This is a genomic window from Corallococcus sp. CA049B (genome assembly GCF_003611685.1).
Taxonomy (GTDB): domain Bacteria; phylum Myxococcota; class Myxococcia; order Myxococcales; family Myxococcaceae; genus Corallococcus; species Corallococcus coralloides.
In genome coordinates this window covers 12,039-25,223 of record NZ_RAWC01000047.1, presented here as the reverse complement: position 1 = coordinate 25,223, position 13,185 = coordinate 12,039, and the positions used below count along the sequence as shown (strand labels likewise).

Genomic DNA, 13,185 nt, shown 5'->3' with positions numbered 1-13,185 from the left:
ACGCTGGTGCGCATCTCGGACGTGCGCCACATGCTGCTGCTCACGGTGCACCACATCGTGTCCGACGGCTGGTCGCGCGGCGTGCTCGTGCGCGAAGTGGCCGCGCTCTACGAGGCCTTCCGTCAGGGCAGGCCGTCGCCCCTGCCGGAGCTGCCGGTGCAGTACGCGGACTACTCGGGCTGGCAGCGTGGCTGGCTCCAGGGCGACGTGCTGAAGAAGCAGGTCGGCTACTGGAAGCAGCAGCTGTCCGGCGCGCCCTCCGCGCTGGAGCTGCCCACGGACTTCCCGCGCCCGGCGGTCCAGACGTACCGCGGTGAGACGCTGCCCTTCACGCTGCCGCGCGAGCTGTCGGATGCCCTGCGCGCCCTGGCGCTGAAGGAAGGCGTCACGCCGTACATGTTGCTGCTCACCGCGTGGCAGGTGCTGCTGGCGCGCCACGCGGGCCAGGACGACGTCACGGTGGGTTCGCCCGTGGCCGGCCGTGGCCGCATGGAGACCGAAGGCCTCATCGGCTTCTTCATCAACACGCTCGTGCTGCGCACGCGGCTGGAAGGGGACCCCTCGTTCCGCCAGGTGCTCGCGCGGGTGCGGGAGTCGGTGCTGGGCGCGCACGCGCACCAGGAAGTGCCCTTCGAGAAGCTGGTGGAGGAGCTGCAGCCGGTGCGCGACACCAGCCGCTCGCCGCTCTTCCAGGTGTGGTTCGTGCTGCACCAGGAGCTGGCGGCGAAGCTGTCCGTGCCGGGCCTCACCCTGAGCGCCTACGAGGCGGAGGCGCGCACCGCGAAGTTCGACCTGGCCCTGTCCATGCTGGACGCGGCGGACGGCTTCGTGGGCCGCCTGGAGTACAACTCCGACCTGTTCGCCCGCGCGACCGCGGAGCGGATGATGGCGCGCCTGCACGTGCTGCTGGCGGGCATCGCCACGAAGCCCGAGGCGCCCGTGGGCGAGCTGCCCCTGCTGTCCGCCGAGGAGCGGCACCAGGTGCTGGTGGGCTGGAACAGCGTCCGCGCGGAGCTGCCGCGCGAGGCGACCATCCACTCGCTCATCGAAGCGCACGCGGAAGGAACGCCGGACGCGGTGGCCCTCGTGTACGAGGACCAGTCGCTCACGTACGCGGAGCTGGACGTGAAGGCGAACCAGCTGGCGCACCACCTGCGCCGCCGGTACGTCGGACGTGAGGTGCGCGTGGCGCTCTGCCTGGAGCGCTCGCTGGATCTCGTGGTGGGCATGCTCGGCATCCTCAAGGCCGGCGGCGCGTTCATCCCGTTGGATCCGTCGTACCCGGTGGAGCGGCTCGACTACATGCTGTCGGACTCGGGCGCGCCGGTGCTGGTGACGCAGGAGTCGCTGATGGACTCGCTGCCCACCGACGGCCGCCTGACCATCCAGCTGGACATGGACGTGGACGCCATCGAGCGGATGCCGGAGGAGGCGCCGCGCTCGGGCACGTCCGCGCACAACCTGGCGTACGTCATCTACACGTCCGGCTCCACGGGCCGTCCCAAGGGCACGCTGCTCCAGCACGAGGGCCTGGTGAACACGGCCCTGCGCGCCGCCGCGGCGAAGCGGGTGGGGCCGGGCAGCCGCGTGCTGCAGTACGCGGCGTCCAGCTTCGATGCCAGCGTCTGGGAGATCTTCAGCACCCTGGCCGCGGGCGCCACGCTGGTGCTCGCGCCGCGCGACCGGCTGATGCCGGACGAACCGCTGCGCACGCTGCTGAAGGAGCAGGGCATCACCACCGCCACGCTGACCCCGTCGGTGCTCGCGCAGCTGAGCACGGAAGGGCTGGAGGGCCTGCGCAGCGTGGTGTCCGCCGGTGAAGCGCTGAGCGTGGAGCTGGCGCGCAAGTGGGGCGCGGGGCGCCTCATGATCAACGCCTACGGCCCCACGGAGGCCACGGTCTGCGCGACGCTGACCGAAGGCGGCGTGAACCCCGAGCGGATCACCATCGGCAAGCCGTGGGCGAACGCGCAGGTCTACGTGCTGGACGCGTCGCAGCGTCCGGTGCCGGTGGGCGTGGGCGGTGAGCTCTACATCGGCGGCGTGGCGCTGGCGCGTGGCTACCAGGGCCGGCCGGACCTGACGGCGGAGAAGTTCGTGCCGCATCCGTTCAGCCAGGAGCCGGGCGCGCGCGTGTACCGCACGGGTGACCGCGTGCGCTGGCTGGCGACGGGCGAGCTGGAGTACCTGGGCCGCATCGACTTCCAGGTGAAGGTGCGCGGCTTCCGCATCGAGCTGGGCGAGGTCGAATCCGTGCTGCTGCACCACACGGACATCCGTGAGGCGGCGGTGGTGGTGCGCGAGGACGTGCCGGGCGACAAGCGCCTGGTGGCCTACGTCGTCGCGCAGGAGGACACCGAGCTGGACGTGGCGGAGCTGCGGCGCCACCTGAAGGGCGAGGTGCCGGAGTACATGGTGCCGTCCGCCTTCGTGGTGCTGGAGGCGCTGCCGATGACGCCCGCGGGCAAGGTGGACCGCAAGGCGCTGCCCGCGCCGTCAGACACCCGCACGGAGCGCAGCGAGGCGGAGTTCGCCGCGCCGCGCACGCCGACGGAGGAGCTGCTCGCCACGGTCTGGACGGAGATCCTGGACGTGAAGCGGGTAGGGGTGCGCGACAACTTCTTCGACCTCGGCGGGCACTCGCTCCTGGCCACGCAGGTCGCCTCGCGCATCCGCGAGGCGTTCGGCGTGGAGCTGCCGCTGCGCGCGCTCTTCGAGGCGCCCACCATCGCGGACCTGGCCCAGCGCGTGGATCAGTCCGTGCGTTCGGAGCAGGGACTCCAGGCGCCGCCCATCGTGCCGCTGCCGCGCGAGGGCTCGCTGCCGCTGGGTCTTGCCCAGCAGCGGCTGTGGTTCCTGGACCAGATGGAGCCGGACAGCGCGTTCTACAACATCGTGCTGCCCGTCCGTCTGGAGGGTGAGCTGGACCTGGGCGTGCTGGAGCGGACCTTCACGGAGCTGGTGCGCCGCCACGAATCGCTGCGCACCACGTTCCACGCGGAAGGCGATCAGCCCGTGCAGCGCATCCACGCGCCCACGCCTGCGTCGCTCGACGTCGTGGACCTGAGCAGCCTGCCGGACGCGGAGCGCGAGGCCGAGGCGAAGCGCCTGGCCGACGCGGAGACCAACCGCGGCTTCAAGCTGGCCACGGGGCCGCTCATGCGCGCCCTCATCCTGCGCATGTCCCAGACGGAGCACGTGCTGCTCCTGTCGCTTCACCACATCATCACGGACGGCTGGTCCATGAGCCTGCTCGTCCGCGAGATCGCCGCGCTCTACGCGGCCTTCCGCGAGGACAAGCCGTCGCCACTTCCGGAGCTGCCGGTGCAGTACGCGGACTACGCGGGCTGGCAGCGCGACTGGCTGCGCAGCGACGTGATGGGCAAGCACGTGGAGTACTGGCGGCAGCAGCTGTCCGGCGCGCCCTCCGCGCTGGAGCTGCCCACGGACTTCCCTCGCCCGGCGGTGATGACGTACTCGGGCGGCGGTGTGGCGGTGAAGGTGCCGCAGACGCTGTCGCAGCGGATCAAGTCGCTGTGCCGCGAGAAGGGCGTGACGCCGTTCATGTTCCTGCTGGCGGCGTGGCAGGTGCTCCTGGCGCGCCACGCGGGTCAGGACGACATCAGCGTGGGCTCGCCGGCCGCCGGCCGCGGGCACTCGTCGACGGAGGGCATCATCGGCTTCTTCGTCAACACGCTGGTGCTGCGCGCGAAGCTGGAGGGCAACCCGTCCTTCCGCGACGTGCTGACCCAGGTGCGTGACACGGTGCTGTCCGCGCACGTCCACCAGGAGGTCCCGTTCGAGAAGCTGGTGGAGGAGCTACACCCGGTGCGCGACACCAGCCGCTCGCCGCTCTTCCAGGCCATGTTCGTGCTCCAGGCGGAGGAGCTGTCCGGCCAGGTGTCCGTGGCCGGCCTCACGCTGAAGACGTTCGAGGCCGAAGCGCGCACGGCGAAGTTCGACATGTCGCTGTCGCTGGCGGACGCGTCCGAGGGCTTCCTGGGCCGGCTCGCGTACAACTCCGACCTGTACTCCCGCGCCACCGCCGAACGGCTGATGCAGCACTTCGTGATGATGCTGGAAGGCATCGCCACGGACATGGACCAGCGCGTGATGGCGCTGCCGCTCATGACGGAGGACGAGGCGCGGCAGGAGCTGGTGGTGTGGAACGACACCCGCGTGGACTTCCCGCGCGAGGCGTGCATCCAGTCGTTCATCCAGGCGCATGCCCGCGCCACGCCGGACGCCGTGGCGCTCGTCTTCGAGGACGCGTCGCTCACGTTCGCGCAGCTGGACGCGAAGGCGAACCAGCTGGCGCACCACCTGCGCACCCTGGGAGTCGCGCCGGAGGTGCGCGTGGCGCTCTGCCTGGACCGCTCGCTGGACCTGGTGGTCGGCATGCTGGGCGTGCTCAAGGCCGGCGGCGCGTTCGTGCCGCTCGACCCGGCGTACCCCATCGACCGGCTCGACTACATGCTGGAGGACAGCGGCGCCACGGTGCTCGTGACGCGCGGCGAGCCCATGCCGGGCCTGCACGCGGAAGACCGTGTGGGGCTGCACCTGGATGACGTGCGGGACGTCCTCAAGGCGCTGCCCACCACGGCGCCGTCCGTGAACATGACCTCCGCCAACCTGGCGTACGTCATCTACACGTCCGGCTCCACGGGCCGTCCCAAGGGCACGCTGCTCCAGCACCAGGGCCTGGTGAACACGGCCATCCAGGCGGGCCGCGCGCACCGCTACGCGCCGGGCAGCCGCGTGCTGCAGTACGCGGCGTCCAGCTTCGACGCCAGCGTGTGCGAGGTGTTCGGCACGCTCGTCGCCGGGGCCACGCTGGTGCTCGCGCCGCGCGACCGGCTGCTGCCGGATGAGCCGCTGCGCACGCTGCTCCAGCAGCAGCGCATCACCGCCGTCACCCTGACGCCGTCGGTGCTCGCGCAGCTGGGCACGGAGGGGCTGGAGGGCCTGCGCACCGTCATCTCCGCCGGCGAAGCGCTGAGCGTGGAGCTGGCGCGCAAGTGGGGCGAAGGGCGCTTGATGATCAACGCCTACGGCCCCACGGAGGCCACGGTCTGCGCGACGCTGACCGAGAACGGCGCGAACCCGGAGCGGCTCACCATCGGCAAGCCGTGGGCGAACGTGCAGGTGTACGTGCTGGATGACGCGCTCCGGCCCCAGCCGCCGGGCGTCCCGGGCGAGCTGTACGTGGCGGGCGTGGGCCTGGCGCGCGGCTACCAGGGCCGGCCGGACCTGACGGCGGAGCGGTTCATCCCGAACCCGTTCAGCCAGGAGCCCGGCGCGCGGCTGTACCGCACCGGTGACCGCGTGCGGTGGACGTCGTTGGCCGAGCTCGAGTACCTGGGCCGCATCGACTCCCAGGTGAAGGTGCGCGGCTTCCGCATCGAGCTGGGTGAAGTCGAGTCCGTGCTGCTGCACCACGCGGAGGTGCGTGAGGCGGCGGTGGTGGTGCGCGAGGACGCGCCCGGCGACAAGCGCCTGGTGGCGTACGTCGTGCCCCGGGCCGCGGGCACGCTGGACGCGGTGGAGCTGCGCCGCCACCTGAAGACAGAGGTGCCGGAGTACATGGTGCCCTCCGCCTTCGTGGTGCTGGAGGCCCTGCCTCTGACGCCCGCGGGCAAGATCGACCGCAAGGCACTGCCCGCACCGACGGGCGAGGTGGCGCGCACGCGCACCTTCGTGGCCGCGCGTACGCCGACGGAGGAGCTGCTCGCGGCCCTCTTCGCGCAGCTGTTGGGCGTGGAGCGCGTGGGCGTGGAGGACCACTTCTTCGAGATGGGCGGCCACTCGCTCATGGCCACGCGGCTGGCGTCGCGCATCCGCGAGGCCTTCGACGTGGAGCTGCCGCTGCGCACGCTCTTCGAGGCGCCCACGGTGACGGACCTGGCCCGGCGCGTGGACGCGCTCGTGGCGCAGGGCAGGGGCGTGAAGGCGCCGCCGCTCGTGGCGCTGCCGCGCGCGGAGCGGATGCCGCTGTCGTTCGCCCAGCAGCGTCTGTGGTTCCTCAACCAGCTGGAGCCGGACAGCGCCTTCTACAACCTCCCGCTGCCGGTGCGGCTGGAGGGCACGCTGGACGTGTCCGCGCTGGAGCGCGCCTTCACGGAGCTGGTGCGCCGCCACGAATCGCTGCGCACCACGTTCCCCATGCGTGACGGCCAGCCCGCGCAGGTCGTCCACCCAGCCGCGCCGCTGTCGCTGCCTGTGGTGGACCTGTCCGGTCAGCCCGAGGACGTCCGCGAGGCCGAGGCCCAGCGCCGGGCCAACGAAGAGGCGCAGCGTCCGTTCCACCTGGCGAACGGCCCGCTGCTGCGCGTGAAGCTGCTCAAGCTGGAGGCCCAGCGGCACGTGCTGCTCGCGACGATGCACCACATCGTCTCCGACGGCTGGTCCATGGGCGTGCTGGTGCGGGAGATGGCGGCCCTCTACGAGGCCTTCGCCTCCGGCCGCGCGCCGTCCCTGCCGGAGCTGCCGGTGCAGTACGCGGACTACGCGGGCTGGCAGCGCGGCTGGCTGCAGGGTGACGTGCTGGCCCAGCAGATGGCGTACTGGAAGCAGCAGCTGACCGGCGCGCCCGCAGCGCTGGAGCTGCCCACGGACCGCCCGCGTCCGGCGGTGCAGACGTACCGGGGCGCCAGCGTGAACCTGCGCGTGGGCAAGCCGGTGACGGACACGCTGAAGGCCCTGGCCTTGAAGGAGGGCGCTACGCCCTTCATGGTGCTGCTGGCCGCGTGGCAGGTGCTGCTCGCGCGCTACTCCGGTCAGGACGATGTGAGCGTGGGCACGCCCATCGCGGGCCGTGGCCGCACGGAGACGGAGGGCCTCATCGGCTTCTTCGTCAACACGCTGGTGCTGCGCACGAAGCTGGACGGCAACCCGTCCTTCCGCGCGCTGCTGGCCCAGGTGAAGGAGACGACGCTGGGCGCGTACGCGCACCAGGAAGTCCCCTTCGAGAAGCTGGTGGAGGAGCTGGCGCCCACGCGCGACACCAGCCGCACGCCGCTGTTCCAGGTGCTGCTGTCGTTCCAGAACGCGCCGGTGCCGGAGCTGGAGGTCAAGGGCCTCACGCTGCGCGCCGTGCCGCTGGAGCACGCCACCGCGCAGTTCGACCTGAACATGACCCTGTCGGAGGTGGACGGCGAGCTGCGCGGCGCCATGGAGTACAACTCCGACCTGTTCGACGCCGGCACCGCCACCCGGATGCTGGAGCACCTCCGCGTCCTGCTGGAGGGCGTGGCGTCGCAGCCGGACGTGCCCGTTCAGCGACTGCCGCTGCTCACCGAGGGCGAGCGGACGCAGTTGCTGACGACGTGGAACGACACGCGGGCCGACTTCCCGCGCGACGCCTGCATCCATCAGCGCTTCGAGGAGCAGGTGGCGCGCACCCCGGACGCGATCGCCGCGACCTTCGAGGGTGAGCAGCTCACGTACCGGCAGCTGGACGCGAAGGCGAACCAGCTGGCACACCACCTGCGCCGGCTGGGCGTGGGGCCCGAGGTGAAGGTCGCCCTGTGCCTGGAGCGCTCGCTGGAGATGGTCATCGCCGTGATGGGCGTGCTCAAGGCCGGCGGCGCCTACGTTCCGCTCGACCCGAAGTACCCGCTGGATCGCCTGTCCTTCATGCTGGAGGACACGCAGGTGCCAGTGGTGCTGACGCAGGACTCGCTGGCGGACGAGCTGCCCGTCTCCACCCAGCAGCTGATCAGCCTGGATGGCGACTGGAAGCGCAGCATCTCCCGCGAGCGCGAGGACGCGCCCGTGACGGCGGTGACGGCCGGCAACCTGGCGTACGTCATCTACACGTCCGGCTCCACGGGCAAGCCCAAGGGCGTGGCCATCGAGCACCGCGGCGTGTCCAACTACCTGACGTGGTGCTTGTCCGCGTACGGGCTGGACACGGGCGCGGGCGCGCCGGTGCACTCGTCACTCGCGTTCGACCTCACGGTCACCAGCATGCTGGCGCCGCTGGTCGCGGGCCGGGGCGTGGTGATGGTGTCGGAGACGCGGGGCGTGGAGGGCCTGGCGGACGTGCTGCGTGAGGGCACGGGCTTCAGCCTGGTGAAGCTGACGCCCAGCCACCTGCGGCTGTTGTCGGACCTGCTGGGCGCGGACGCGGCGGCGGGGCGCACGGGCGCCTTCGTCATCGGCGGCGAAGCGCTCTTCTCGGAGGAGCTGGCGTTCTGGCGCAAGCACGCGCCGGCCACGCGGCTCATCAACGAGTACGGCCCCACGGAGACGGTGGTGGGCTGCTCGGTGCACGTCGTGGCCCCGGAGGATTCCGCCTCCGGCGCGGTGCGCATCGGCAAGCCGCTGCCCAACACGCGGATGTACGTGCTGGATGCGCAGCTGCAGCCCGTGCCGGTGGGTGTACCGGGTGAGCTGTACATCGGCGGCGTGCAGGTGGGCCGCGGCTACCTGGGCCGCCCGGAGCTCACGGCGGAGAAGTTCGTCCCGGATGCGTTCAGCACCGACGCTGGCGCGCGGCTGTACCGCTCCGGCGACCTGGCCCGTTGGCGCGCCGACGGCACGCTGGAGTACATGGGCCGCGTCGACCACCAGGTGAAGGTGCGCGGCTACCGCATCGAGCTGGGGGAGATCGAATCCGCCCTCATGGGCGCCTACGGTGTCCGCGAGTCCGTCGTCGTCGTCCGCGAGGACGTGGCCGGTGACAAGCGGCTGGTCGCCTACGTCGCGGGTGACGTGGAGTCCCTGGACCGCAAGGGCCTGCGCGAGCACCTGGAGCGCATGCTGCCGGAGTACATGGTGCCGTCCGCCTTCGTGGTGATGGAGGCGCTGCCGGTGACCTCCAACGGCAAGGTGGACCGCAAGGCGCTGCCCGTCCCCAGCGACGAGCGCGCGCAGGACGACGCGTTCATCGCGCCGCGCACCCCCACGGAGCAGCTGCTCGCCGGGGCGTGGAGCGAGCTGCTCAACGTGGATCGCGTGGGCTCGACGGACGACTTCTTCGAGCTGGGCGGACACTCGCTGCTGGCCACGCAGGTGCTGTCGCGCGTCCGGAGCATCTTCCGGATCGACCTGCAGCTGCGGGACGTCTTCAACGCGCCCACGGTGCAGAAGCTGTCCGTCCTCATCGACCAGGCGCTCCAGGCCGGCGCGGGCACCCAGGCGCCCGCCATCGTGCCGCTGCCTCGCGAAGGCCGCCTGCCGCTGTCCTTCGCCCAGCAGCGCCTGTGGTTCCTGCACCAGCTGGACGCGTCCAGCCCGGCCTACAACGTGCCCATGGTCCTTCGCCTGAAGGGCTCGCTGGACGTGGCGGCGCTGGAGCAGAGCTTCACGGAGCTGGTGCGCCGGCACGAATCGCTGCGCACGTCGTTCCACCTGGACCACGGCCAGGCCACGCAGGTCATCCACCCGGCGGTGTCGCTGCCGCTCCCGGTGGTGGACCTCTCCGACATCCCGGATCCGGAGCGCCATGACGAGGCCCGCCGGCTCGCGGACGAGGAGGCGGTGCACCCGTTCCAGCTGGCCACCGGTCCGCTGTTGCGCGTGAAGCTGCTCAAGCTGGACGAGGAGGAGCACATCCTCCTGCTCGTCATGCACCACATCGTCTCCGACGGTTGGTCCATGGGCGTGCTGGTGCGCGAGATGGCCGCGTCCTACGAGGCCTTCTCCCACGGCGGCACGCCGTCCCTGCCGGAGCTGCCGGTGCAGTACGCGGACTACGCGGGCTGGCAGCGCGGCTGGCTCCAGGGCGAGGTGCTGGAGAAGCAGCTCGGCTACTGGAAGCAGCATCTGTCCGGCGCGCCCTCCGCGCTGGAGCTGCCCACGGACCGTCCGCGTCCGGCGGTGCAGACGTCGCACGGCTCCAGCGTCCCGGTGAAGGTCAGCCGCGAGCTGACGGAGACGATCAGGGCCCTGGCGCTCAAGGAGGGCACCACGCCCTTCATGGTCCTGCTGGCCGCGTGGCAGACGCTGCTGTCCCGCTACTCCGGACAGGATGACATCAGCGTGGGCACGCCCATCGCGGGCCGCCAGCGCGCGGAGACGGAGGGCCTCATCGGCTTCTTCGTCAATACGCTGGTGCTGCGCACGAAGCTGGACGGCGACCCCACGTTCCGCGAGCTGCTGGGCCGCGTGCGGGAGACGACGCTGGGCGCGTACGCGCACCAGGAGGTGCCGTTCGAGAAGCTGGTGGAGGAGCTGGCGCCCACGCGCGACACCAGCCGCACGCCGCTGTTCCAGGTGTCCATGACGCTGCAGAACGCGCCGGAGGGGGCGTTCAACCTGACCGGCCTCACCCTGGAAGGCGTGGAGGTGGAGCACCGCACCGCGAAGTTCGACCTGTCGCTGGGCCTCACGGAGACGGCGAACGGCATCGAGGGCGGGCTCGAGTTCAACACCGACCTGTTCGACGCGAGCACCGCCGAGCGGCTCGCCCGCCACCTGGGCGTGTTGCTGGCGGGCATCGGGGCGAACCCGGACGCGCGGCTGCACCAGCTGCCGCTGCTCACGGAGCAGGACCGCGCGGAGGTGGTGACGGACTGGAACACGTCCTTCCGCTTCCCGGTGGACGCGTGCCTGCACACGCTGTTCGAGCGTCAGGCGGCGCGCACCCCGGACGCCATCGCGGTCACCTACGCCGAACAGCGCCTCACGTACCGCGAGCTGGACACGCGGGCGAACCAGCTGGCGCACCACCTGCGCACGCTGGGCGTGGGGCCGGAGGTCCTGGTTGGCCTCGCGGTGGAGCGCTCGCTGGAGCTGATGGTGGGCCTGCTGGCCATCCTCAAGGCCGGCGGCGCATACCTGCCCATGGATCCGGCGTACCCGCGCGAGCGCCTGGAGTTCATGGTGGAGGACGCGCGCGTGCCGGTGGTGCTCACGCAGCAGCACCTGCTGGACGTGGTGCCGTCGGGCGCGGCGAAGCGCCTGTGCCTGGACTCGGATGCCGCCGCCTGGGCCTCCGCGCCCACCACCACGCCGGACAGCGGCGTGGCTCCGCATCACCTGGCGTACGTCATCTACACGTCCGGCTCCACGGGCAAGCCCAAGGGCGCGCAGATTGAACACGCCCAGGTGGTGCGCCTCTTCGACGGCACGAAGCACTGGTTCGACTTCGGCGCGAAGGACGTGTGGACGCTGTTCCACTCGTACGCCTTCGACTTCTCCGTCTGGGAGATGTGGGGCGCGCTCCTGTACGGCGGCAAGCTGGTGGTGGTGCCCTACGAGGTCAGCCGCACGCCCGCGGACTTCCACGCGCTGCTCAAGCGCGAGGGCGTCACGGTGCTCAACCAGACGCCGTCCGCGTTCCGTCAGCTCATCCAACACGAGGAGCGCACGGGCGACCACGAGGGCCTGTCCCTGCGCACGGTCGTGTTCGGCGGCGAGGCGCTGGAGTTCGGCAGCCTGCGTCCCTGGTACGCGCGCCACGCGGACAACGCGCCGGTGCTCGTGAACATGTACGGCATCACCGAGACGACCGTTCACGTGACCTACCGCGCACTCAAGGCGGCGGACGCGGAGGGCGGGCGCGGCAGCGAAGTGGGTGTCGCGATTCCGGACCTCCAGGTGTACGTGCTGGATGCGCACGGACAGCCGGTGCCTCCGGGCGTCACGGGTGAGATGTACGTGGGCGGCGACGGCCTGAGCCGCGGCTACCTGGGCCGGCCGGAGCTGACCGCGCAGCGCTTCATCCCGGATCCGTTCAGCACGCGGCCCGGGGCGCGGCTCTACCGCTCCGGCGACCTGGCGCGGTGGCGTCCCGACGGCACGCTGGAGTACCTGGGCCGTGCGGACTTCCAGGTCAAGGTGCGCGGCTTCCGCATCGAGCTGGGTGAAATCGAAGCGGGCCTGCTCTCGCACCCGAGCGTGCGCGAGGCCGTGGTGCTGGTGCGCGAGGACGTGCCGGGCGATAAGCGCCTGGTGGCGTACCTGGTGGGCGCGCCGGGCCAGACCGTGGCGGGCGTCCCGGAGCTGCGCGAACAGCTGCGGCGCACGCTGCCGGAGTACATGGTGCCGTCCGCCTTCATGGTGATGGAGTCGCTCCCGCTCACGTCCAACGGCAAGGTGGACCGCCGCGCGCTGCCCGCTCCGGACACGACGCGCGCGGAAGGCTCCACGCTGGTGGTGGCGCGCACGCCGCTGCAGCTGCAGCTGGTCCGTGTCTGGGAGGAGACGCTGGGGATGTCGCCCATTGGCATCCGCGACGACTTCTTCGACCTGGGCGGCCACTCCATGCTGGCGGTGCAGCTCATGGGCCGCATCCAGCAGCTCACCGGCAGGAACCTGCCCCTGGCGTCGCTGTTCCAGGCGTCGACGGTGGAGCAGCTGGCCGCGCTGCTGGAGGCCGAGTCACGCGCCTGGTCGCCGCTGGTGGCGCTGAAGCCGGAGGGCACGAAGCCTCCGCTGTTCGCCATCCACCCGGCGGGCGGCGGCGTCCTCTGCTACGTGGACCTGGCGCGCGAGCTGGACGCGGATCAGCCGTGCTACGGCCTGCAGGCCCGGGGCACCGAGGGCGAGGAGCCCCTGGGCACCGTGGCGGAGATGGCCGCGCTGTACCTGGCGTCCGTGCGCGAGGTGCAGCCGCACGGGCCCTACCACCTGGCGGGCTGGTCGCTGGGCGGCATCATCGCCTTCGAGATGGCGCGGCAGCTGCGCGCCGTGGGCGAAGAGGTGGCGCTGCTGGCGAGCATCGACGCGTACACCGTGCAGCACATGGTGCCGGACAAGACGCCGGAGCAGGTGCTGGAGGACATGCTCACCTCCGAGCTCACCATGATGCTGGCGGCCACCACCGGCCGCGACCCCCTGGAGCTGCGCGAGCGCATCAGCCAGATGACGCAAGCGGAGCGCGTGAACTACTTCTACGAAGTGGGCAGCCAGGGAGACACGCAGATCGCCGACGTGGGCGTGGAGCGCGTGCGCAACCTGTACCGGGTGTTCGAGTCCACCTCGCGCGCCTTCACGCAGTACGACGCGAAGCCGCTCGACGGGAAGCTCGTGCTGCTGCGCGCCAGCCAGCGTCCGGACACGCGTGAGCACACCGGCTGGGAGGAGCTCGTCACCGGCGGCGTGGAGATCGTGGACATGCCGGGCACGCACATGACGATGATGCGCAAGCCGCTGATCACGAACGTGGCGCGGGAGCTCCAGTCCCGCATCGTCACGCACACGGCGCCGGTGGACGACCTGAAGAAGAAGATCGGGTAG

General features: G+C 71.4%; 1 protein-coding gene (cut by a window edge). It reads left to right on the top strand.

Going from position 1 to position 13,185, the window contains the following annotated elements:
* Positions 1–13,185: the final stretch of a non-ribosomal peptide synthetase gene (locus D7W82_RS13600; protein ID WP_158617653.1), read on the top strand. The gene continues 18,321 nt to the left of window position 1, outside the view; the window shows 13,185 of its 31,506 coding nt (coding positions 18,322–31,506); its start codon lies off the left edge, out of view; the stop codon is at positions 13,183–13,185.